Below are 21,101 nucleotides of genomic sequence, written 5' to 3' on the forward strand. Positions count from 1 at the left end.
GGGCCCCGGCAGGGAAAGTGCCGGGGCCCCTTTCCACACCCTACCCACACGGCAATCGGGCAGGAGGAACGGTTGGCCAGTGCCGCTGCACAGCACCTGTTTTCGATCGCCCTAGGGCGTGTATCGGAAGTGCTGGTCACAGCCACTCGTTGATGGCCGCCACGAGAACGGTCGCCTCGTAGCGGACGGCGAGTTTGTCGTATCTCGTAGCTACGGCCCTGTGGCGCTTGAGACGATTGATACCGCACTCGACCGCGTGCCGAGCCTTGTAGTCCTCCGCGTCGAACTTGGGCGGCCGACCGCCGCGAGAGCCGAGCTTCTTGCGGTTGCGGGCCTGGTCGGCCTTGTCCGGGATGGTGCAGCGGATACCGCGTCGGCGTAGGTAGGCGCGGTTCTTGCGGGACGCGTACGCCTTGTCGGCGCGGACCCGTTCGGGCCGGGTGCGGGGGCGGCCGGCACCCAGGCGGGCGACACGGACCTTCTTCAAGACGGGTTCGAACTGCGGGGAGTCTCCACGCTGTCCGGCCGTGATCACGATGGACATAGGCTTCTGGCCCTGCTCGACGGCCAGGTGCACCTTGGTGGTCAGGCCGCCGCGCGAGCGTCCCAGACCGTGATCGTCCGGCTCGACGGCGACGCCGCCGGGCGGCTCGACCTGCAGATCCCCCTTTCCTCGCCCCGGCAGCATGCTGGTGGGCCCGGCACACAGTGGAGTCGATGTTGAGATCCCAGGTGATGAGCTCCCTGGCGTCGGCCTGGGCCTGCAGCTCGCTGAGGATCCGCTGCCAGGTGCCGTCCCGCTGCCAGCGGCGGAACAGGTCGTACACCCGCGCCCAGGGCCCATACTGCTCCGGCATATCCCGCCACGGGACGCCGGTACGGGTGCGGAAACGTATGCCGTCGATCAGCTGCCGCCTGGTCCATACCGGCGGACGCCCCGGCTTCTTGCCCACGGGCAACAACGGCTCCAGCCGGGTCCACTGCGTATCCGTCAGATCTCCACGTGCCACCCAGCGATCATCACAGACCGTGATCTACTTCAAGGCACAGTGCCGATGAACGAGAAGCCGAGGTCATGACCAGTCACTGCTGTGAGGCGATGAGCCGCCGGGTGAACGTGCCCTGCGACCAGCATAACGATCCCTTTGCCTGTCCGGACGCCTTGATCACGTTCAGCGCCAAGTTCCAGGAGTACGGGCTGATCATCCACGACGGCGGCACATCGAGCATCACTATCGACTTCTGCCCCTGGTGTGGACGACGCCTCCCCGAATCACAGCGGGACCGATGGTTCGACGAGTTGGAACGCCGTGGGATCGATCCGTGGGAGGACGAAGTCCCAGCCGAGTTCCAGGACGACCGCTGGCTCGCCGCCCCGTCGCGGGACTGACGAACCAGCAGCCTCTCAAGCCACTTCCGATACACGCCCTAGTACTCCAGCTGTAGATCGTGATCTTTGCGTTGTTGGGCTGCTTGGCGCTGGTAGTGGCCGGCACGGGCTGGCTCGGTCTGGTGCGGTCGCGCCAGTCGTCGGCGGGTCACGCCGTCGTGTCCGCCGGATGGCCGGACTCGGCGAAGGGCCCCCGGTCGGGGCGCAGCGAATAGAGCACCTCGTACACCTCGCGGCGGACCTCTACCGCTTCGTACGCGGCAGGGATTGTGCGGGCGAGCTCGGTCTCCCGGAACGCGTCGAGCGCCTCGCGGCTCTCGAAGAAGTAGATGCCGCACACGTCGCCGGTTGCGCTGTCGCGGCCGTAGACCTTCTGCAGGAGACCGGGTACGTCATGGAAGCGGGGCCGCCGCTCCAGCAGGCGCCGCTCGAACTCCTGCGCATCGAGTCCGGATGTGATCCGGACGAAGAGGATGGCGGGCATGGAGTCATCTCCGTCCTTGAGATGCCCCCTGAGTCGAGTCTAGCCAGCAGGCACATGGACAGTGATCTCGCTGGTCAGGGCCTGTGCGGACACAGGTGCGGCCACCGTTGATCATCGTGAGTTGTGTGGACTGACGAAGAGACGGTGGCCGCAGGTCACAGCATAGATCCCACCTGTTGGCGGGGTGCGTTCGAGGCCCTGATGGGCAGGATCGCGGGCCGCTTCGCACGGGTTGAACCCCGGCGCCGGGCCGGGTGGCTGGTGCTCGGTCTGCTGGCGGACCTGCCGCGCAAGAGCTGCTGGACGATCGCGGAGTGGGCCGGGGATCCCACTCCGCACGGTTTGCAGCACTTGCTGTCCCGGGCGTCCTGGGATGCGGACACGGTCCGTGATGACGTCCGTGACTACGTGGTCGAGCATCTGCGTGATGACGCGGCGGTGCTGGTCGTCGACAAGACCGGCGACGTGAAGAAGGGCACGCACACCGTCGGGGTCCAGCGGCAGTACACCGGCACCGCGGGCCGGATCGAGAACTCCCAGGTCGCCGTCTACCTCGTCTACGCCGGCAGCCGCGGGCACGCCGCGGTGGACCGAGAGCTGTACGTTCCGCGCGCGTGGACCACCGATCCCGACCGCTGCCAGGCCGCGGGCATCCCAGAGGAACGGGCCTTCGCGACCAAGCCGGAACTGGCCGCCGTGATGATCGAACGGTTCCTGGACGCCGGGCACCACGCCGCCTGGGCGGCCGGGGACGAGGTCTACGGCGGCAACCCGAAACTGCGGGCCGCACTGGAAACACGCGGCATGGGCTACGTCCTCGCCGTCGCCTGCTCAGCCAGAATCACCACCCAGGCAGGCAAGTTCAGGGCCGACGCCCTGGCCGGCAAGCTGCCCAGGCGGGCCTGGCAGAAGCTGTCCGCCGGGGCCGGCGCGAAGGGGCACCGGTTTTACGACTGGGCCGTCATCGACACCGTCGACCCCGGCCCCGGGCACCGTCAGTTGCTGATCCGCCGCAACCGTGCCACCGGCGAACTCGCCTACTACCGCTGCTATTCGCCCGGGGCCGTGCCGCTGACCACCCTGGTCAGGGTCGCCGGATCAAGGTGGCGGGTGGAGGAGACCTTCCAGGCCGGAAAGGGTCTGGCCGGACTTGATGAGCATCAGGTCCGACGATTCGTGTCCTGGACCCGCTGGGTCACTCTGGCGATGCTCGCCCATGCCTTCCTCGCCGTCGTCCGGGCCGACGAACACGACCGGGCCGCCGACCCCGCCGACCTGATCCCGCTGTCCTGCAACGAAGTACAGCGACTGTTCATCGCCATCGTCGTCCAGTCCGTCCACAACACCGCCCACCGTCTCGCCTGGTCCAACTGGCGACGTCGCCATCAGGCCCGATCCCAGACCAGCCACTACCGGCGACAAGCCGCAACGCAGACATGAAGATCACGATCTACAGCTGGAGTACTAGCCACCCCGAGGGGGCGTGGCCGGCGGGGAGGTGTGACGGCTCGCTTCGTTTCCCGACTGCTGTGTGAAGGCGCGCCCGCCCGGGTTGCCGGCTGCCGGGTCAGACGGTCGGGGAACCGGTGTACTCGTGATTCGCATGTCGCACGAATCGAACTACGAGCACCTGCTGATACCAGCCCGGAAGTGGGCGCGTACGGCTGTCGACGCGTACCTGGAGAAGCCCATCGACCAGGACTTCGCCGTGCACCACATGGCGGTCGCGGTGGAGCACGCATCCAAGGCGTACCTGGCATCCATCTCTCTCCCCGTGCTGCTCGCGTCGGAGAAACAGCCGAGCGCGGGGCCTGTGACGGGGCGCTGTCGCGGTGGGTGCCTCGGCGAAGGCAGCCGGCGCGGTGTGCAGCCGGGTGAGCCGTGTGCGGGTGTCGGGTGCGCGAGCTCAAGGCCGCCGACGGCATCGGCCGCCTGGCCAGCAAGATGCAGACTTACCTGCGTCCGAACGTCCTCGTTCTCGATGAGGTCGGCTCCCAGCCCCTCGGGCGGGCCGAAGCAAACCTTGTCTTCCAGCTCATCTCGAAGCGTTGCGAGCGAGGCTCGATCATCGTGACCTCGAACAAGACCTTCACCGAGCTTGATGCCGGTGACGTCGCCTTCGACTGCTCCGGACGTGTAGGTCGTGGTGAGGGCGGCCTGGATGGCTGTGCGGTCGCGTCGCATTCCGTTGGGCAGGGGTTCGGAGTTCGCGTTGGCCGTCGAGGCGGACGTCGGCGGTCCATACATCGAGGGCCAGGTGTTCACTGCGGCGATCGCGAACCATGCTTGCCGGACGGCGGGTGGCTACGTAGGTGAGTTTCGGCTCTGGTCCACTTCTTGTGGTGCGACCACGCAGGGTGATCAGTGGATGATTCGGAGTGTTCTGGACGTCGAGTCAGAACGGCGGGTCTTCGCTGTAGCCGCCTTCCCGGGAAGCGCGCGCAGCTCTGAGGGCGGCGTAGTGCTCGCGGGCTGCAATGTCGGACGCGTTCTCCAGGCCGCTGGTGTCGTGCCCCCAAGCCTTCAGCGCGTCCAGGACGCGGTCTCGGTGGTACCGGTCAGTGCTGGTGGCCAGTAGACGTCGGGCGCGGCCGGCCAGAGCGGCCTGGTGCTGGGTGAGGAGGGGGTGCTCAATGAGGGGGATGGCAGCGACAAGGGCGGTGTGGCGCACATCGGCGTTGTCATGACCGAGGAGGGCATGAACAGCGGAGAAGATTGCCGGGCGCGCGTCCCGAAACGCACGCATCTCCTCGTACTCATCAAGAAATCCCTCACCGTAGAGACGTTCGCCAATGGCAACGCACTCGTCGTCGGCGTCGTAGGCGGTGTCGCCGAGCCACTCGAGCAGCCGCACGAGAGTTGGACGGTGCGACGACGTCTTGGCGTCCTGACTGTCGTCGCCTGCCGTGACGGCCGGATGGTTGAGGATCGCCGCGACGCAGAGCGCCACGGGCACGGTGGCCTCGTAGATGCTGTTCTGGTGAGTCACGGGCCCCAGCGCATCCTGGAGAGCGGACTGCCTGATGAGTGGGTCAGGGCTGGTCAGGAGTGTCAGCGCCGCCGGCAGGCATTCACCCGTGCCGCAGACCATGGCGAGCGACGCCCAGTCTGTAGTGTCCAGCAGTGCCTGAAAGGTAGGGAGCGCGGCGGGGCGAGGCTGGTCGGTCTTGCTGCGGCTGTGGGTCACAGGCCGAGGCTATGGTGTCGACGAGCCAGAGTTGCGCCCGGGTGTCACGTGTAAAGCAGGACGCGTTTGCGGAGGAGCTCGAAGCCTGCGCGGCCGAACATCTGGCGCTTCAGCATCTTGGAAGTTACGTGGAATCTGCCGAAGTGATCAGGCCTCACCGGTGCAACCACGGACTTGGGAGATGTGTTGAGCGGCACGACGGTGCTGATGGAGAAGTGGGCGGTGCTGGGCCGGTACGAGCAGGCGGCGGTGTGGCGACGATATGGACGGATCTGGGTCGAGCGCCCCGCACGATCCATGCCTACGCGTGCGGGCCGGCCGAGTTTCTGCTGATGTGCGAGCTGGAGAACAGCTGGCCGATCGCTGGACCGCGCGGCTGTGTCGGCGTACACCCGCACGTGCACCGGTCGGTACGGATCAAAGTGCACCACCTTGATCTGATGCCCGTCTGCCCTGAAGGGCGGGTGCCTCTCGATGCCTTCGCCCAAGAGGCGCGACCTGCGCCGTCTGTTCCGTCTTCAGCGCGCGGCGCGGTCTGCCGCGTCCCGGGTGATGTCGGCGTAGAGACGGAAGAGGGTCGGGCGGGCATCACCGCCTTCTCGTTCGTGTAGGGCCGCCCAGCACCGGGCGACGAGCTCCCGGGCCTGGGTGCCGGGCCAGGGCTGGGGCAGGAGTTGCGGCGGCAACAGCGGATCCGGCTCCATGGCGCGGGTGAGCTCGGCGGCGAGCTCGACCGCGATGGTGAGGAGTGCCGATGGGGAGAGTCCGGCGGGGCCGGTGAGCCGGGCGAGGCGGGGCTGGGCGATGCGGCTGAGGCGGCGGTAGCGGTCGGCGATCTCCTGCAGGGGCCACAGGCGGCGTGCGAGTTCGGCAGGCTCGGACGTGTCGCCCTTGCGTAGATCCGTCGTGGTGAGGAGCGTGAGTGCGCCGTGGGCGCCGAGGCGGTGGGCCGCTTCTTCGACGTACGGTTCCCAGGCATTGGCGCAGACGTACAGTCCGCCCTGGAGCGGAGCGCCGCCGAGGTGGACGAGCGTCTCGCGCAGGGCGTCCCGGGCGGTGCGTGCCGATTCCGGCACTGCGAAGGCCGCCAGGTGCCAGACACCGTCCCAGGGCGCGAGTCCGGCGTCCTGCTGGAACGCGTGCCGGAGGAAGTCCGCGTTGGGGGCCAGGGCACGCGTCGTGTCCGCGGTCGCGTGCAGCTCCGCCTTGCGGCCACGGCCCTCGTGCGTGAACCTGCCCTCGGCCACGAGGCGTTTGACGCACAACCGCACCTGCTGGTCGCTCATGCCCAGGGTGTTGGCGACGGTGTACAGCTCGTCCGCGCCGACGGTGCCGTCCTCGCGGATCAGCGCGTGGACGAGCATGCGGGTGGGGACCTCGACGTGGTCCGTCTCGGCGCTCACAGTTCCGTCGCTCCTCTCTTTCCGACGGCGCGCCGCATGGTCGTCACCGCGCCGAACCCCAGCAAGCCGCGCAGGTAAGGCGTGGGCTCGGTCCGCACGGCCGTGAAGCCGCGCCGCTCGTACAGGGCCCTGGCCCGCGGATTGGTGTCTATCACATCGAGTCTGATCTCCCGGCAGTTCCGCTCCGCCGCGACGGCGGCCACTTCCTCGATGAGCAGGCTCCCGACGCCGCGGCCGCGTACGCCCGGGTCCACGGCGATGCCGTCCATGACGAGTTGCCCGGGGGCCGGGTGGCGTTCGAACAGGGCGAGGAGCATGAGTCGGTGTAGCCCTCGCAGGTGTCCGTACGCGCGCAGCACGGCGGATGCCGACCCTCCGGTGAGGGCCCGGCCGTCGAGTTGGTAGCCGGCGAGGCCGACGAGGCGCCCATCGAGGAGCGCGCACACCGCGCGATCGGCGTTCAAGTGGGCGGCGAGGAAGGGCACCGCCTTCTCCGGCGGGTTCAGGGCGGGGCCGAGTTTGCGTCCGAAGGCGTCCCAGTACAGCTCGGCCGCCCGCCGCTCTGTTCCGGCCGGAAGACCTCGTCTCAGCGTCACCGGTCCGGTGCCGGTGCCCGTCGCGTCCAGTCCCATGTCGTGCTCTCTTCTCTCGGTGCAACCCGATGACCCACACCAAACTATCACTCCCTGGACGGTCGTGCGAGAGATGATAGTTTTAGTGTGCGCTCCCCGAACAGAGGCGGTCAGATCCCATGTGTCCAAAGATCCAGCCCAAGCGGCGCGGACTCCGCATCACGGTGTGGTCACTCGTCACGGTCCTGGCCGTGGCCGCAGGTCTCGCCGGTGTGGTGCTGTGGCAGCACTCCTACGACATGGAGGAGCAGCGGGTCTCGATCCGCCACGGGGGCCACACCCTCAACGGGGTACTGACCATCCCCAAGGACGGCCGCAAGAGCCACGGCCTGGTCGTGTACGTCCACGGCGACGGCCCCGTCGGCGCCACCCACGACGGCGGATACAAGCCCATGTGGGAAGCGAACGCCAAGGCCGGGTACGCCTCCCTGTCCTGGGACAAGCCCGGCGTCGCGGGCGCACCCGGGAACTGGCTCGGCCAGTCCATGGACGACCGGGCCGACGAGGCGGCCGCCGCCATCGTCTGGGCGCGCGCCCGCCCTGACATCGACGGCGACCGGATCGGACTCTGGGGCGCCAGCCAGGCGGGCTGGGTCCTGCCGAAGGTCGCCGCCAAGACGCCAGTGAGCTTCGTCATCGCCGTCTCGCCGGCGATCAACTGGCTCCAGCAGGGCCGCTACAACCTCCTCGCCGAGCTGCGCGCCGACGGCGCATCGGCGTCCCGTACGAGCGCGGCGATCGCCAGGAGCGACACCACCCGAGGGCTGCTGCAGCGCCGAGCGACTTTCGAGGAGTACGTCAAGGCCATGGGCGGCGACGCGGCCGGCATGACCGCCGACCGCTGGGGCTTCGTCTCCAAGAACTACGCCGCGGACGCGACGCACGACCTCCGCGCCCTGCGCGGCGTACCGGTGCTGCTGGCCCTCGCGGGCCATGACATCAACGTGGACACCGCCGACACCGAGCGCGTCTACCGCGAGGTGCTGGACGCGGGCGGCGCGATGACGGTCCAGCGCTACCCGGACGCGGCCCATTCGCTCGTCAAGCAGTCCGTCGAGCAGTCGGACCTCAAGATCACGCTCACGGCGCTCTTCTCGCCCCGCTCGCTCTTCGCCAAGGGATTCCTGGACGGCCAACGACAGTTCCTCAAGGATCTCGGCCGAGGCAGCGATCCCACTCGATGACACTCCCGCAAGGTCGGCCATGGCGCGTTGTGCACATCCGCGTGTACCGCCCGGTGCACCTCGAAGGGAACGCCGACAGGCTCAGGTCTTCCGACGGGGACGAAATGACCGACGATGAACAGCCGGCGGTCCTCCAGGGAGTGTCCCGGCTCGCGGCGTCTGCGGTTGGCACGGGTGGCGGCCTCTACGGCTGGAGCTTCTGACCGTCCGGTGAACCTCTTCTTGGGCAGCGGCGTCCCGGTTCGGCCGGGCAAGCCAGGAGAATGACACGGCGTGCGGTGGGCGCGCACGAGGTGTACACGGTGCAGCGGATGTCGTCGGTGGACAGGCGGACGTCGTCGGTCGTCCGTAGTCGATGATCAGTGACGTCCGGACGGCCGCGGCTTTTGGGGGCACGGCGAGGCGCCGGTTTCCGCCGCCGCCCTGGCGGCGCCGTACGGGGTGATGGGGTCGGGGAGGCAGGACTCGTCGTAGTGGTGCCGGGCGCCGGAGAAGGCGGCGTCACCGGATACGTTGATCAGACAAGCCCGCCGCCGCTGCCGCACGAGTCTGGCCGGGGTGCGCCGCAGGAGGGATGATTGGGCCATGATCTGTCCGCCTCCTCCGCTCGCCCGGCTTCGGAGCCGGGCAGGAGAGGAGCTCTTGCACCGGGTCGCGGGCCCTGCCGCGCAGCACAAGCGTGCTCGTATCCATGGCGCTCCGGGACCGCGCTGGTTCGAGCCGCGTAGTCCGATCCGGCTCGTGCATGCGGACGCGTCGATGTACGTCGGCGGCCTTGCCGCGCTGCTGCTGCAGTCGCTGCACCCCGAAGCCATGGCTGCCGTGTGGGCACACTCGGGGTTCCGGGGGGACCCCTGGGGTCGGCTTCAGCGCACCAGCACCTTCCTGGCCGTCACCACCTTCGGGACCGACCAGGACGCCGCTCAGGCCATCCTTCGGGTGCGCGGCGTCCACGAGCAGATCAGCGGCGTCACCCCGGGCGGAGTGCCCTACCGCGCTTCCGATCCACACCTGCTGGCCTGGGTCCACATCGCCGAGGCGGAGTGCTTCCTCCGGGCCTACCAGCGCTATGGGCGTCAGCCCCTGGACCGGGTCGGCCAGGACGCTTACGTGCGCGACATGGCGCTGGTCGCCGGTCGGCTGGGGGCGGAGGACCCGCCTGAGACCCGCGCGCAGCTGTCCGCCCGGCTCGCCCGTTACCGCCCGGAACTCCGGTCCACCCCGGAGTCACGTGAGACGACCGCGTACCTGCTGTCGCGTCCGCCGTTGCCGGGCGCTGTACGGATTCCGTATGCCTTCTTGGCGGCCGCGGCCGTGGATCTGCTGCCCCGCTGGGCGAAAGCCCAGCTGTCCATTCCCCGCGCATCACGGCTTTTGCTTCCTCTGGCCGTGCCCGGGGGGCGGGCTGTGACAGCCGCGATCCGGTGGGTTACGCCGCCTCCGCCCCCTCCGCCTCCGCCGGCGGATGCTGCCTGACGGCTCTGTCATGAGCGTCGGCCGAGGCCTACTCGGCGGACCGACTCGCCGAGATCGGCGAACGGGCCGGGTGGGGTGCGGCGGCGGTCTTCAGCGGGCTCATGGGCCGTGGGCGCCGCGAGCCTCCCGGCTCCGGCCGCGAACGGGACGTTCGCCGCCCCCTTGCCCGCTGTCATGGGTCAGCCGGCCGGCTGCCGCAGGAGCGGTACGTCCGCCCTCCAGGAGATCGAGCATTCGGTCGAGAACTCCCCTGAGGTCCTGCCAGGGGCTCATGCGGTCGAACGCCCCGTCGCGACGAGCCGTCGGTCGTTCCTGTTCCATGTGTCGACCATCCCTTGGTCCGCTTCGCCCCGTGCCGGCCGCGCACGTACGTGGCCGGGGCCGGGGCCGGTCAGTCGGCGTCTTCCCAGGCGACGACCGTGCATGCGTGCACGGGAACGGGGCGGTCCTGGCCGGCGACCAGCGAGCCTCACGTGGGCACATGCGCTCACTGGTCCGGACTGGCTCGGGCGCCGTCGCTCCACGCGCGGGGACTCAGGGGTGGATGCCGTGGGGAGGGTCAGCGCCGTGGAGGCAGAGGGTGGAGCGTCACGTCGTGCACCCTCCCCTCCGCGACGCGCAGCGTCATGAAGGAGCAGAACGGCTGGCGTCTGCGGTCCGTGGGCGAGCCTGGGTTGAGCAGGCGCAGTTTCCCGGCGGTGGTGGTGTCCCACGGGATGTGGCTGTGGCCGAACACCAGGACGTCCAGGTCGGGGAAGCGTGCCGCGCAGCGCCGCTCCCGTCCGGTGGACGCACCCGTCTCGTGCGCGACCCCGAAGCGCACTCCCTCCAGCTCGGCGTAGGCGACCTCCGGGAGTCGGCGGCGCAGTCCCGGGCCGTCGTTGTTGCCGTACACGCCGATCAGCCGACGGGACCTGGCCTCCAACAGGTCGAGGGTGGCCTCGTCGATCCAGTCCCCGGCGTGGATGACGACGTCGGCGTCGTCGACGGCGGCCATGAGTGCTTCGGGGAGTGACGCGGCGCGGGCGGGGATGTGGGTGTCCGAGGTCAGCAGGAGCCGCATACGTCCCACGGTAGGGCGCTGTGGATGCGAGTGCCCGTCTCGGCGCGAGGGCGGGCCACGTCTCGTACCAGGCCCCCGTGATCCGTTCAGTGCAGCAGATTGCGGCGGCGGCCAGGCTCGCTCGCCGACACGATCGAGCAGCCCTGGAACTCCGGCTTCGTGACCTTCTCCGGCCAGCCCGAGCCCGACCCGCCGGACAGCGGCGCGGCCAACGACAGCGCGAAAATGATCATGCGGTGCAGGCAAGGCCGTCAGCGGGAGGCTCGCTCGCCTCGCGCCGGGGCAGAGCTCAGGCGGGTGCGACAGGTCACCCCACGGCCGCGGCCGGTCCGCGCCCGTCCGGACCCACACTCGGGCGGGCCGCCCACGACTTCCTAAGCCGCGACGATCTGGACGCGGGCACGATCCACTCCTACGGACAGACCATGAGGCGCCTGTGCCTGGCCCTCGGCGACCGGCTGCCGCTGGCCTCGCTGACGGCCGAGGGGGTGGCGCGGGTGTTCGCGACCGCGTGGGGCGAGAGCGCGGCGGCGACGCGGAACCGGCACCGCTCGGCCGTCCGGTCCTTCAGTGCGTGGGCGTCCCTGGGCGACCTCGCGGCCGGCCTGGACCGTCGCGCCGAGACCCGCCCCCGGACGCCGGCGCTCAGCCCCGCACAACTCGACGCGCTCTGGAGCCCTGCGGCAACGGGTATACCCTCCGTCTACTCGGGCCCGGCCCTTGACCCTCTCCGACCACACAGCCGACGCCACGGGACCACAGTCTTTTCGGTGGCATGAGGATTCCGTCATCGGTGTGGCACGCGTACGCCTGCGGCGCGGAGTTTGGTCTCGGTGAGCGCGGTCAGCCGGGCCGCGATGGGCGCCTGGTCCTCGCGGTGGTTGTTGATGAGCTTGTACTGGGCCGAAGCCTTGGCCCAGGCTTGCAGGCTGGCGCGATCGCCCTGAAGCGCGGGGTTGGCGAGGTAGCGGTCGGCAATGGCGGTCGCGAGTTCTTCGATTCTCGGGTCGTCCGGTTCCCAGGTCTCGGCCTCCCAGCCGCGCTTGGTCAGGTCGATGTACTCGGGGTCGTCCAGCCCGTGTTCGAGCTGGGTCAGGAAGCCGTCGAAGCCCTCCGGTACCAGCGCCCGAGCCAGTACCAGGGCCTCGCGCTGCGCGGCCACGTAGTCGGGGCCGAAGCCGAGGCCCGGCATCCGGTCCAGGACCGCACAGGCACGGTCGGGCAGCAGGGCCCGGTCGCCGTCCGCGAGCCGGTGCAGCGTGTCGCGGCGGGCGACCAGCTCATCGATGCGTTCGGTGAGCTGCCGCTCGACGTCGGCGAGCGCGGCGCCGAACCGCGCGGCGTCGGCGTCGAGCATGGGCCCGATCTCGGCCAGCGGCACGCCCGCGCCGGCCAAAGTACGGACCTGCACCAGCTGCAGCAGCTCGCCGGATCCGTACCGCCGGTAGCCGGAGCTGTCACGTTCCGGCTCCGCGACCAGGCCGAGCTTGTGGTAGTGCCGCACGGTCTTCACCGTGACGCCGACGAACTCCGCCGCCTGCCCGATCGTGACTCCGTGGCTCATCAGCCCAGCCTGCCGCAGAGGACCTCGTCGACGAAACGCTGTTGGGCGGTCTGGAATGCCGGTGCTATCGACAGGTCGGCGTCGTCCACCCAGGTCAGTCCGGCGGTCATAGTCCTGCTGCCGTCGGGGGTGCCGTACATCAGCGCCGCGGAGCCCATGATGGCGCCGTTGTGGTGGAAGAGGGTGCCGCCCTCCGTGCCGCCCTCCGTTTCCTGCGCGAACACCCCCAGGCCGTAGCCGACGGTCGCCTCCGGCGTGCGCATCTCGGCCAGCAGCTCGGCCGGCAGGAGCCTGCCGCCCATCAGCGCGGAAAAGTACGTGTGCAGATCCTTGGTGGTCGAGATCATGTCACCACCGGCTCCGACCCAGGACGGGTTCTGACGGCTGACATCGACCGTCCGCTCCCCCTCGGCGTCCTCGTAGCGGTAGTAGCCGTGGTTGTGCGGCTCGGGGATCTCCGGCGAGGCACCCGGCGCCACGGTGCCGGTCATTCCCAGCGGTCCCAGGATCAGCCGCTGCAACTCCTCGGCGAACGAACGGCCGGTGACCTTCTCGATCACCAGCCGGGCCAGCACGTAGTTGGTGTTCGCGTAGCTCCAGCCCGTACCCGGCGCGAACCGCGCCGGCTTGGACAACGACAGCCGGACCAGCTCTTCGGGCACGTAGGTCTTGAACCGGTTGTCCACCCACTCCTTGCCCTGCCAGGGGACCCCCGGCACGATCGTCCCGTCCTCGTAGAGCTCACCGGTGTGGTTGAAGATCCCGCTGGTGTGCTGCAGCAGCATCCGCACGGTGATCCGCCGGTCAAGGCCGAACTCGGGGAGGTAGTCATCGGCCGGGACGTCCAGGCCGATCCTGCCCTCGGCCACCAGCAGGAGCACCGAGGTCGCGACGAAGCTCTTGGTGCTGCTGCCGATACGGAAGTGCCCGTTCGTCACCGGCTCGGCACTCTGACCCAGCCTGCTCACACCGGCGCTGCCGACCCACTCGCCCTGCTCGTCGTTCACCCGGAGCTGGACCCCGACGAAACCGGACTCGACCAACTCCTCGATCGCCTTCTGCAGCTCCGGACGGTCGTGCCCCTGGCCGGAAAGGTTGGTGGACATGTTGCTCCTTCACATCGGCTGCGCCCGAATGGCGTCGTGCCGTTGCGATGAGCCTGCACCCTGCCCCAAGGTCAACCTCAACTGTGATCCAGCCCACAGGCTGGCAAGCCCGATCATGGCGGCTCCGCCCAGCCGCGTGGCTCAGCGCCCTCTCGACGCCGCCCGGCCCGCGAACCGGGACCTGACCCGGGACCTGACCTGGGCCCTGAACCAGCCCACGCCGTCGCTGGTCGTCAGCTGCTGCGCGGGGTGACCAGGCCCGACTCGTAGGCGAGGACCACCAGTTGGGCGCGGTCGCGGGCGTGGAGTTTGGTCATGGCGCGGTTGATGTGGGTCTTCGCGGTCAGCGGGCTGATGACCATGTGGGCCGCGATCTCATCGTTGGACAGGCCCTGCGCGACCAGGACGACGGCCTCGCGTTCGCGGATGGTCAGTTCTTCCAGCCCCGTACCGGTGGAGGCAGGCGGCGGCTGGGTGACGTAGCGGTTGATCAGTTTGCGGGTGATCGTGGGTGCGAGGAGGGCGTCGCCGCGCGCGGCCACGCGTATCGCGTGGAGGAAGTCCTCCGGCAGGATGTCCTTGACGAGGAATCCGGCGGCGCCTGCGCGCAGGGCGTCGAAGACGTATTCGTCCAGGCCGTAGTTGGTCAGGATGACGACGTGGACTCCGGCCAGGGCCGGGTCGGCGGCGATGCGCCGGGTCGTCTCGATGCCGTCGAGGACCGGCATCTGGATGTCGACGAGTGCGACGTCGGGCAGGTGGAGTCTGGCGTGCCTCAGGCCCTCGCTGCCGTTGGCGGCCTCGGCCACGACCTCGATGTCGTCTTCAAGGTCGAGGAACGCGCGGAATCCGCTGCGGATGAGCGGCTGGTCGTCGACCAGCAGGACACGGATCACGAGGCGCCTTCCACGGGGAGTTCGGCCTGGACGGTGAAGCCGCCCTCGCCGCGCGGTTCGGCGCGCAGCCGGCCTCCGAGGGCGGTGACGCGTTCGCGCATCCCGAGGAGCCCGATGCCGAACTCGGGCGTGCTGTCCGGTGTGGCTTTGCCGTCGTCGTCGATGCGGATGGCGAGCGCGTCGGGCCGGTAGTCGATGTGGACCGACGCCGCGCCGGCGTCAGCGTGACGGGCGATGTTGGTCAGCGATTCCTGGACGACCCGGTAGGCGGTCCGACCCACGGCGGCCGGTACGTCGCGCCACCGGCCCTCGATCGTCAGCGTCGCCTCCAGGCCGGTCTTGCCGGCCCGCTCGACGAGGTCGGGTACGTGGTCGAGTCCGTGCGGCGGTGTGGTGTCGTCGTCGCGCAGCGCCTCCAGGGTGGCCCTCAGTTCCCGCGACGCCTCACGGCCGGCTTCCCGGATCGCCAGCAGGGACTCGGGGACGTGTTCGCCGCGCTTGCGGGCCACGTGGACGGCGGCTTCGGACTGCACCTTGATGACCGAGATCTGGTGGGTGAGGGAATCGTGCAGCTCGCGCGCGATGTGCAGCCGCTCCTCGTCGGCGCGGCGCCGAGCGGTCTCCTCGCGGGTGCGTTCCGCTTCGTCGGCCCGCCGCTCGGCCTGCCGGAGCGCTTCACCGGCGGAGCCGGCCGCGATCAGCCAGGCGATTTCGAGGGCGCCTCTGGCCTGCGCGAACGCCTCGCCCGTGTCGTGCAGGCCCGAGACGAGGGCCGCGAGAGGGAGCGAGGCCAGCACAGCCACGCTCACCATGACCGTGATGAGCCGGTGTCCCGCCCGCATCGCGGCATACACGGCGAACAGGTACGCGACGGCGGCCACGTCGAAACCCGCCGCCTGATAGCCCACCGCACACAGCCCGGTGACGGCCAGCACGGCCACCGGAGCGCGGCGTCCGACCGCCAGCGCCAGGCCGCCGACCGCCAGCAACACGTAACCGAGCAGGTCGAGGCTCGTGGCGGAACTCGTGGCGGAGCGCTGCCCGAAGACCCCGGTGACCAGCAGCGCCGCCGCCACGCCGACGGCGATCACCCAGTCTCTGACACCGGCCGGGACCTCGATCCGTCGTTTGCTCATGCGCGCACCCTAACCGGATGCTCGTTCGGGCGAATCCTGCCGGCGGACGAGTGGTCGGCTACCGCGCACGCAGTACCTTCGCCGCGCCTGCCGCGTCCGCGGTAGTCGGGTACGGCATCGGCGGCAGCTCAAAGTGTCTGCGGCTGTGGGACGACCGGCGGTGGGCCCGGCGGACATGCTCGGACGAGATCAAGTCGTGGGAAGAGAAGAAGAGAAGGAGCACCGTGATGTCTGTTCGTCGCCTGTCTGCCGCCGCCGTGGTCGCCCTGCTCGAGGGTCCCTGGAGTGCCGCACCGGTGGCAGCGCACGCCTCGGCCCAGCCGCTCGCCGCCGACGTCACCGACCTTAGCCTCGGGCGGCTCGGGGCCGCCACGGGCGGGCTGCTGGGGCTGGCCGCCGTGGTCATCGCCGGGCTGGCGCTGGCTCGCCCCTCCGGCCGGCTCGGCGCAGCCAACGGGTCGCGCGGGGCGGTGACGGCGATGGCGGCGGGGCTGATCGGCATGGCCCTCGGCGGGCTGGTCGCGGCCACTGCCGACGGTGGCCTCGGCACCGGCAACGGGCTGGGCGGGGCCTACGTGGCCCTGCTGCTGGGGCTGATCGGAACCCTGCTCGGCGGCTGGGCTCTTTCCCGCTCCCGCCGCCACACCGGCTGACCGGCGTCCGATCGCTGGATGTGACCAGGCGAGGAGGCCGCGGCCCACCGAAACCCTTTGCGTCAGAGGAGAGTCTCGGTGGGCCGCTTGGAGTGACGTCGCCGACTACCGGCCCGCGATGGAAGAGGCGGGACCCCCGACCTTGTGCCAAATGGTGCCGTTGCCGGACCACTTGAAGACCGCGTCGCTGTTGGGCGACAGGCCGTACAACGCGTCTCCCGCGACGGCGAACTGGTGGCCGGCTCCGCCGACCTTGATCCAGTTGTTCGGCCCGTTCATCTTGTGGAGATCCCCATTGGCCGGGTTGGTGGCGAACAGACCCGCCCCGCCCCCGTACAGGGTCCCCGCCGCTCCACCGACCTTGTGCCACGTGGTGCCGCTGCCCGACCACTGGAACACGGCACTGCCGTCGGGTGCGAGTCCGAACAGGCCGTTCCCGGTGACGGCGAAGACCTTGGCCGGGCCGCCGACCTTGATCCAGTTGTTCGGCCCATTCATCTTGTAGAGATCCCCATTGGCCGGGTTGGTCGCGAACAGACCCGCCCCACCCGCGTACAGAGTCCCGGCCGCGCCACCGACCTTGTGCCACGTGGTACCGCTGCCCGACCACTGGAACACGGCACTACCGTCGGGTGCCAACCCGAACAGACCGTCGCCGGTAACAGCGAAGACCTTGGCCGGGCCACCGACCTTGACCCAGTTGTTCGGCCCATTCATCTTGAATAGGTCCCCATTGGCCGGGTTGGTCGCGAACAGACCCGCCCCACCCGCGTACAGGGTCCCGGCCGCTCCACCGACCTTGTGCCACGTGGTACCGCTGCCCGACCACTGGAACACACCCGAACGGTCCGGAGACTGGGCGAACAGGCTACTGCCGGTCGACACACCACAGTTCATGCTGGTCTCGTAGTGCTGGTTGTATTCCCATTTGACGGGAACGAGGTGCCCGTCCATGGTCGCCTGCACCACGGAGCCGTTCAGCTTCTGCTCGTAGTGCAAGTGCGCCCCGGTGGTCCAGCTGCCGGTGTTGCCGACGGTGCCGATCTGTCGGCCCTGCTCCACGTCGTTGCCGACGGCGACGTCGCGCCGGTCCAGGTGCAGGTACCGGGTCTGCCAGCCGCCGCCGTGGTCGATCACGATGAAGTTTCCGGCTTGGCTGTCGAACTGTGAGGTGACGACGCGTCCGGCTGCCGAGGCCAGGGCGGGTGTGCCCTGGGTGCTTCCACCGGCGGAGACCATGTCGACCATGTACTGGCTGGCGTGTCCATCGTGCGTGGACGTCGTCCACCGTTGCCCGCAGGGAACGGGAAGCTGGAACGGCGGAGTATTGGCGACCTTGGTGTTCGCCGCCGGGGCTGTTGCGGTGGCCGCGGCCGGGGCGGCGGGCAGGAGGGCTGTGATCGGTGCGAGCAGCAGTGCTGCCGCCGCCAGGAAGCCGGCCCATCTGATCCTCATGCGTCTCCTTGGGACGAGGGTGCGGTAGGGGGGTGCGATAAGGGAGGGGGAAGTGTGGGGACGTTCGCTACTCGGTGACGATGCTCGCTGCGGGCCCGCCGACCTTGGTCCATTGGAAGGTCGCGGACCCGGACCATTGGAAGACGGCGCTCTTGTCGGGGCTCAACCCGTAGAGCCGGTCACCAGCGACCGCGAAGGCCTTCCCGGGACCACCGACCTTGGACCAGTTGTCCGGTACGCCGCTGAACCTGTAGACGTCGCCGTTGCCGGGGTTGGTGGCGAACAACCCCGCGCCACCGCCGAAGAGGGTTCCGGCCGGTCCACCGACCTTGGTCCAGCTCGTGCCTGACCCGGTCCATTTCAAGACCGCACCACCGTTGGGCGACAGGCCGTACAGCGCCTCGTTGGTGACCGCGAAGGTCTTTCCGGGTCCGCCGACCTTGGTCCAGTTGTCCGGGGTGCCGTTGTACTTGAAGATGTCGCCCGTGGTCGGACTGGTGGCGAACAGGCCACCGCCGCCTGCGTACAGCGTGGCGGTCGGTCCGCCGATCCTCGTCCAGGTGGTCCCCGATCCGGTCCACCGGAAGACGGCTTTCCTGTCCGGGCTGAGCCCGTACAGTGTGCCGCCGGTGACGACGAACTGGGCTCCTGGTCCGCCGACCTTGGTCCAGTTGTCCGGGGTGCCGTTGTACTTGAAGACGTCACCGGTGGTCGGACTGGTGGCGAACAGGCCACCGTCGCCGCCGATCAGTGTGCCTGCCGGTCCGCCGATCCTCGTCCAGGAGTTTCCGGCCGTCCGCTGGTGGACGGCGCTCTTGTCGGGGCTCAGTGCGTACAGATGGTGCGGAGTGTAGGGCCGCGCCCTCCAGGTGAGCGGTGCCAGGTCCACTCCGCCTGTGCCCCAGCCCGCGCTGCTGAGCCATTGACTCCCGTCGCGGTCGGTGACGACTTCGGCGGCGTGGGACGGCAGGCGGCCCACCTGGCCGGTGGCCGTGAAGTGCAGCGGATCGGAGCTGGCGTACACCTCGGCCCCGACATAGTCGTCCGTTGCGGAGCCGCCGATGAACAGGTACCAGAGGCCGTTGCGCTGGGTCACGTACGGGGATTCGGTCCAGCCGTCGCCGGCGGCGGTGAACGCGGTCTTGCGGGGGCTCCAGGCGATCAGGTCCGGACTCGTCCGGTACGCGACGACGTTGCGTCCCCCGGTGGCCGTCTCGGTGGCGGTGTAGTACATGACCCACTGGGATCCGACCCGGGTGACCATCGGGTCGCGTGCTTCGTGTCCGTCACGGAACAGTGGCCCTCCGGCCCGCCGTTCCCAGTGGATCAAGTCGGTGGAGGTGGCCAGGTTGATCTGACTCCTGGACGGGTCGCCGATGGTCTGCCCGCCCGCGTAGAACATGTAGTACGTGGAGCCGGATCGGATGACGTGCGGCGCCCACAGGTGTGACTCTCCGTAGGAGGGGTCGACCGTCAGGGCCATGGATTGCTTGGTCCACGGCCCGCGCGGGCTGGGTGCCGTGGCGTGCGCGAACGAGTCCTCGTTCTCCGGGTCAGCCGGTTCGGCGTGGGTGATGCCGAACAGGTGCCAGGTCCCGGTGGCCTCGTCACGGATGAAGGTGTGGTCGTTGATGTACCAGGGCTGTGATTCCCCGGTGCCGGGAGTGTAGACGCGGACGAAGTCTCCGGTGGTCACCGAGTCGGTGTTCGCGGAGGCTGTGTTCGCCGAGGCGGTGGAGGGGACTCGGGCAGGTGCCGGGGCGGCGACGGCGGGGAGTATTCCGAGTGAGACCGCGACGAGGGCGGCAGCCAGGGTGATGCGTGATAACACGTGGCTCCAGAGGGGAGGAGCGGACGGGGCCAGCCCAGGCGGCCTGAGCCCGTCCGCTGGTGACGTCGCCGACTACCGGCCGGCGATGAAGGAGGCGGGACCGCCGACCTTGTGCCAAATGGTGCCGTTGCCGGACCACTTGAAGACCGCGTCGCTGTTGGGCGACAGGCCGTACAACGCGTCTCCCGCGACGGCGAACTGGTGGCCGGCTCCGCCGACCTTGACCCAGTTGTTCGGCCCGTTCATCTTGTGGAGATCCCCATTGGCGGGATTCGTGGCGAACAGACCCGCTCCACCCGCGTACAGGGTCCCCGCCGCTCCACCGACCTTGTGCCACGTGGTGCCGCTGCCCGACCACTGGAACACGGCACTACCGTCGGGCGCCAACCCGAACAGACCGTTCCCGGTGACGGCGAAGACCTTGGCCGGGCCACCGACCTTGCTCCAGTTGTTCGGCCCATTCATCTTGTAGACATCCCCATTGGCGGGATTCGTGGCGAACAGACCCGCCCCGCCCCCGTACAGAGTCCCGGCCGCGCCACCGACCTTGTGCCACGTGGTACCGCTGCCCGACCACTGGAACACGGCACTACCGTCGGGCGCCAACCCGAACAGACCGTCGCCGGTAACGGCGAAGACCTTGGCCGGGCCACCGACCTTGCTCCAGTTGTTCGGCCCGTTCATCTTGAACAGGTCCCCGTTGGCCGGGTTGGTCGCGAACAGACCCGCCCCGCCCGCGTACAGGGTCCCCGCCGCTCCACCGACCTTGTGCCACGTGGTGCCGCTGCCCGACCACTGGAACACACCCGAACGGTCCGGAGACTGGGCGAACAGGCTACTGCCGGTCGACACACCACAGTTCGTGCTGGTCATAGTGATCGGGCTGTCGGGGTTCATGACCAACGGCCCCCGCCCCTGAAGGACGGGGTTGACGATGTGCTGGTTGTCGGCGTCCTGGTCGCTGGTGGGGTTGTAGAGCTGCTCGTAGTGCAGGTGCGGCCTGCCTTCCGATCCGACATCCCCCATGTAGCCGACCACATCGCCGCGCTTGACCCACGTACCGGCCTTCGCGACGCCGGTCATGTGCATGTACGTGGTGAACCACCCGCCGCCGTGGCGGATCTCCAGCCCGCCCGGCGAGAAGGTCTCGTGCACGTAGCCGTCGGCTGAGGCCAGGATGGGGCTTCCCTCCCGCATGCCCTGCCGGTACATGTCGATCTTTTTGTCGTCCGGGTTGTGGCCTCGGTAGGTCTTCAGCTCGATCACGCTGTCACAGGGAAAGGGAAGGAGGAAGTCCGGCCGGTCGGCCGCCGCCTCCGCGTGTGGAGCCGGGACGGAGGCCGAGGCGGACGTGGGCGCGATCGGTGCGAGCAGCAGCGCTGCCGCCGCTGCCAGGAGGCCTACCCGTGTGATTCTCATGCATCTCCTCAGAATGAGAGGGGTCCTCAAAGGCCGTGGCGAACCGACCGAAAAGGGATGAAGTCATGGCTTGGATCGCAGAACGGCGCCAGTCGTGTGGTGATTTCCGCCGCCTGCGTTCTGGGTGAACTCATCGGCCGGCATGGCCGCTTGCGTATGGGTGCGCGTCCACGCGGACGAAGCAGTGGGCCGGAGCCGGCCTGCCGCTGAACTTCACGTGAA

Annotated in this window: 22 protein-coding genes and 1 pseudogene; 7 read left to right on the top strand and 16 right to left on the bottom strand. The window is 69.3% G+C overall.

Annotation, left to right across the window (positions count from 1 at the left end):
- Positions 1-136 precede the first annotated feature (136 nt).
- A protein-coding gene (locus tag M4D82_RS01285) for an IS5 family transposase (protein WP_502988849.1) occupies positions 137-1,010 on the bottom strand; the annotation gives its coding sequence in 2 pieces (ribosomal slippage) (positions 137-611 and positions 610-1,010; 876 coding nt in all).
- 65 nt (positions 1,011-1,075) lie between these two features.
- Here M4D82_RS01285 and M4D82_RS01290 point away from each other — a divergent pair.
- Positions 1,076-1,390, top strand: coding sequence for a DUF6980 family protein (locus M4D82_RS01290; protein WP_249764214.1), 315 nt, complete (start codon positions 1,076-1,078; stop codon positions 1,388-1,390).
- Between the two features lie 148 nt (positions 1,391-1,538).
- On the opposite strand, the gene M4D82_RS01295 is transcribed toward M4D82_RS01290, so the two are convergent.
- Positions 1,539-1,874 carry a YdhR family protein gene (locus M4D82_RS01295; protein WP_249764215.1) on the bottom strand — a complete coding sequence of 112 codons (336 nt, stop codon included), beginning with the start codon at positions 1,872-1,874 and terminating at the stop codon, positions 1,539-1,541.
- 201 nt (positions 1,875-2,075) lie between these two features.
- Between M4D82_RS01295 and M4D82_RS01300 the strand changes: the two genes are divergently transcribed.
- Positions 2,076-3,314 carry an IS701 family transposase gene (locus tag M4D82_RS01300; protein WP_249771363.1) on the top strand — a complete coding sequence of 413 codons (1,239 nt, stop codon included), beginning with the start codon at positions 2,076-2,078 and terminating at the stop codon, positions 3,312-3,314.
- Between the two features lie 456 nt (positions 3,315-3,770).
- Positions 3,771-3,971 (top strand): annotated as a pseudogene (locus M4D82_RS01305) (ATP-binding protein); the annotation flags it as partial.
- A gap of 298 nt (positions 3,972-4,269) precedes the next feature.
- Here the strand turns inward: M4D82_RS01305 and M4D82_RS01310 are convergent.
- From M4D82_RS01310 to M4D82_RS01325, 4 genes are read right to left on the bottom strand one after another with little or no spacing between them, the layout of a single operon-like run.
- Positions 4,270-5,061 (bottom strand): hypothetical protein, encoded by a 792-nt coding sequence (locus M4D82_RS01310; RefSeq protein ID WP_249764216.1) that lies wholly within the window; start codon positions 5,059-5,061, stop codon positions 4,270-4,272.
- 44 nt (positions 5,062-5,105) lie between these two features.
- Positions 5,106-5,549, bottom strand: a complete 444-nt coding sequence (locus tag M4D82_RS01315) for a hypothetical protein (protein ID WP_249764217.1) — start codon at positions 5,547-5,549, stop codon at positions 5,106-5,108.
- A 30-nt stretch (positions 5,550-5,579) separates the two neighbouring features.
- A complete protein-coding gene (locus M4D82_RS01320) occupies positions 5,580-6,425 on the bottom strand; it encodes a PaaX family transcriptional regulator C-terminal domain-containing protein (RefSeq protein WP_249771365.1) in 846 nt (281 codons plus the stop codon).
- A gap of 35 nt (positions 6,426-6,460) precedes the next feature.
- Entirely contained in the window at positions 6,461-7,096 is a 636-nt protein-coding gene (locus M4D82_RS01325; protein WP_249764218.1) for a GNAT family N-acetyltransferase, read from the bottom strand.
- Positions 7,097-7,215: 119 nt separating this feature from the next.
- Here M4D82_RS01325 and M4D82_RS01330 point away from each other — a divergent pair, with 119 nt between their 5' ends.
- Positions 7,216-8,280: an alpha/beta hydrolase family protein gene (locus M4D82_RS01330; RefSeq protein WP_249764219.1), complete on the top strand. Its 1,065-nt coding sequence runs from the start codon at positions 7,216-7,218 to the stop codon at positions 8,278-8,280.
- Between the two features lie 359 nt (positions 8,281-8,639).
- Here the strand turns inward: M4D82_RS01330 and M4D82_RS01335 are convergent, their stop codons facing one another.
- Positions 8,640-8,867, bottom strand: a complete 228-nt coding sequence (locus M4D82_RS01335; protein WP_502988850.1) for a hypothetical protein — start codon at positions 8,865-8,867, stop codon at positions 8,640-8,642.
- Here M4D82_RS01335 and M4D82_RS01340 point away from each other — a divergent pair.
- Positions 8,866-9,756 carry an oxygenase MpaB family protein gene (locus M4D82_RS01340; protein ID WP_249764220.1) on the top strand — a complete coding sequence of 297 codons (891 nt, stop codon included), beginning with the start codon at positions 8,866-8,868 and terminating at the stop codon, positions 9,754-9,756. The two genes, M4D82_RS01335 and M4D82_RS01340, sit on opposite strands and share 2 nt — an antisense overlap.
- 559 nt (positions 9,757-10,315) lie before the next feature.
- Here M4D82_RS01340 and M4D82_RS01345 read toward each other — a convergent pair.
- The gene (locus M4D82_RS01345; protein ID WP_249764221.1) at positions 10,316-10,819 is read right to left on the bottom strand and encodes a metallophosphoesterase family protein; all 504 of its coding nucleotides are present in this window, start codon (positions 10,817-10,819) and stop codon (positions 10,316-10,318) included.
- A gap of 86 nt (positions 10,820-10,905) precedes the next feature.
- Positions 10,906-11,052: a hypothetical protein gene (locus tag M4D82_RS01350; RefSeq protein ID WP_249764222.1), complete on the bottom strand. Its 147-nt coding sequence runs from the start codon at positions 11,050-11,052 to the stop codon at positions 10,906-10,908.
- Positions 11,053-11,055: 3 nt separating this feature from the next.
- On the opposite strand from M4D82_RS01350, the gene M4D82_RS01355 reads away from it, so the two are divergent.
- Entirely contained in the window at positions 11,056-11,598 is a 543-nt protein-coding gene (locus M4D82_RS01355; protein ID WP_283844433.1) for a site-specific integrase, read from the top strand.
- Between the two features lie 8 nt (positions 11,599-11,606).
- Here M4D82_RS01355 and M4D82_RS01360 read toward each other — a convergent pair whose 3' ends face one another.
- From M4D82_RS01360 to M4D82_RS01375, 4 genes are all read right to left on the bottom strand, one after another.
- Entirely contained in the window at positions 11,607-12,383 is a 777-nt protein-coding gene (locus M4D82_RS01360; protein ID WP_249764224.1) for a MerR family transcriptional regulator, read from the bottom strand.
- A complete protein-coding gene (locus tag M4D82_RS01365) occupies positions 12,383-13,489 on the bottom strand; it encodes a serine hydrolase domain-containing protein (RefSeq protein WP_249764225.1) in 1,107 nt (368 codons plus the stop codon). Before M4D82_RS01365 ends, M4D82_RS01360 begins: the two co-directional genes overlap by 1 nt.
- A gap of 233 nt (positions 13,490-13,722) precedes the next feature.
- Complete coding sequence (locus tag M4D82_RS01370) at positions 13,723-14,385, bottom strand: response regulator (protein WP_249764226.1); 663 nt, start codon at positions 14,383-14,385, stop codon at positions 13,723-13,725.
- Positions 14,382-15,521 (bottom strand): sensor histidine kinase, encoded by a 1,140-nt coding sequence (locus tag M4D82_RS01375; RefSeq protein WP_249764227.1) that lies wholly within the window; start codon positions 15,519-15,521, stop codon positions 14,382-14,384. Before M4D82_RS01375 ends, M4D82_RS01370 begins: the two co-directional genes overlap by 4 nt.
- 227 nt (positions 15,522-15,748) lie before the next feature.
- On the opposite strand from M4D82_RS01375, the gene M4D82_RS01380 reads away from it, so the two are divergent.
- On the top strand, positions 15,749-16,174 hold the full coding sequence (locus tag M4D82_RS01380; RefSeq protein WP_249764228.1) for a DUF6223 family protein: 426 nt from the start codon (positions 15,749-15,751) through the stop codon (positions 16,172-16,174).
- A gap of 105 nt (positions 16,175-16,279) precedes the next feature.
- On the opposite strand, the gene M4D82_RS01385 is transcribed toward M4D82_RS01380, so the two are convergent.
- From M4D82_RS01385 to M4D82_RS01395, 3 genes are all read right to left on the bottom strand, one after another.
- Complete coding sequence (locus tag M4D82_RS01385) at positions 16,280-17,629, bottom strand: peptidoglycan DD-metalloendopeptidase family protein (RefSeq protein WP_249764229.1); 1,350 nt, start codon at positions 17,627-17,629, stop codon at positions 16,280-16,282.
- Positions 17,630-17,696: 67 nt separating this feature from the next.
- Positions 17,697-19,325, bottom strand: a complete 1,629-nt coding sequence (locus M4D82_RS01390) for a hypothetical protein (protein ID WP_249764230.1) — start codon at positions 19,323-19,325, stop codon at positions 17,697-17,699.
- 207 nt (positions 19,326-19,532) lie between these two features.
- The gene (locus tag M4D82_RS01395) at positions 19,533-20,879 is read right to left on the bottom strand and encodes a peptidoglycan DD-metalloendopeptidase family protein (RefSeq protein ID WP_249764231.1); all 1,347 of its coding nucleotides are present in this window, start codon (positions 20,877-20,879) and stop codon (positions 19,533-19,535) included.
- Positions 20,880-21,101: the final 222 nt, after the last annotated feature.

This window comes from Streptomyces sp. RerS4, assembly GCF_023515955.1.
GTDB lineage: Bacteria > Actinomycetota > Actinomycetes > Streptomycetales > Streptomycetaceae > Streptomyces.

Bases quoted from the DNA above. Each gene is read 5' to 3' on its own strand.
- M4D82_RS01290 (WP_249764214.1), top strand. From the start codon at position 1,076: ATGACCAGTCACTGCTGTGAGGCGATGAGCCGCCGGGTGAACGTGCCC.
- M4D82_RS01295 (WP_249764215.1), bottom strand. From the start codon at position 1,874: ATGCCCGCCATCCTCTTCGTCCGGATCACATCCGGACTCGATGCGCAG.
- M4D82_RS01300 (WP_249771363.1), top strand. From the start codon at position 2,076: ATGGGCAGGATCGCGGGCCGCTTCGCACGGGTTGAACCCCGGCGCCGG.
- M4D82_RS01320 (WP_249771365.1), bottom strand. From the start codon at position 6,425: ATGCTCGTCCACGCGCTGATCCGCGAGGACGGCACCGTCGGCGCGGAC.
- M4D82_RS01325 (WP_249764218.1), bottom strand. From the start codon at position 7,096: ATGGGACTGGACGCGACGGGCACCGGCACCGGACCGGTGACGCTGAGA.
- M4D82_RS01330 (WP_249764219.1), top strand. From the start codon at position 7,216: ATGTGTCCAAAGATCCAGCCCAAGCGGCGCGGACTCCGCATCACGGTG.
- M4D82_RS01340 (WP_249764220.1), top strand. From the start codon at position 8,866: ATGATCTGTCCGCCTCCTCCGCTCGCCCGGCTTCGGAGCCGGGCAGGA.
- M4D82_RS01335 (WP_502988850.1), bottom strand. From the start codon at position 8,867: ATGGCCCAATCATCCCTCCTGCGGCGCACCCCGGCCAGACTCGTGCGG.
- M4D82_RS01345 (WP_249764221.1), bottom strand. From the start codon at position 10,819: ATGCGGCTCCTGCTGACCTCGGACACCCACATCCCCGCCCGCGCCGCG.
- M4D82_RS01350 (WP_249764222.1), bottom strand. From the start codon at position 11,052: ATGATCATTTTCGCGCTGTCGTTGGCCGCGCCGCTGTCCGGCGGGTCG.
- M4D82_RS01360 (WP_249764224.1), bottom strand. From the start codon at position 12,383: ATGAGCCACGGAGTCACGATCGGGCAGGCGGCGGAGTTCGTCGGCGTC.
- M4D82_RS01365 (WP_249764225.1), bottom strand. From the start codon at position 13,489: ATGTCCACCAACCTTTCCGGCCAGGGGCACGACCGTCCGGAGCTGCAG.
- M4D82_RS01375 (WP_249764227.1), bottom strand. From the start codon at position 15,521: ATGAGCAAACGACGGATCGAGGTCCCGGCCGGTGTCAGAGACTGGGTG.
- M4D82_RS01380 (WP_249764228.1), top strand. From the start codon at position 15,749: ATGTCTGTTCGTCGCCTGTCTGCCGCCGCCGTGGTCGCCCTGCTCGAG.
- M4D82_RS01385 (WP_249764229.1), bottom strand. From the start codon at position 17,629: ATGAGGATCAGATGGGCCGGCTTCCTGGCGGCGGCAGCACTGCTGCTC.
- M4D82_RS01395 (WP_249764231.1), bottom strand. From the start codon at position 20,879: ATGAGAATCACACGGGTAGGCCTCCTGGCAGCGGCGGCAGCGCTGCTG.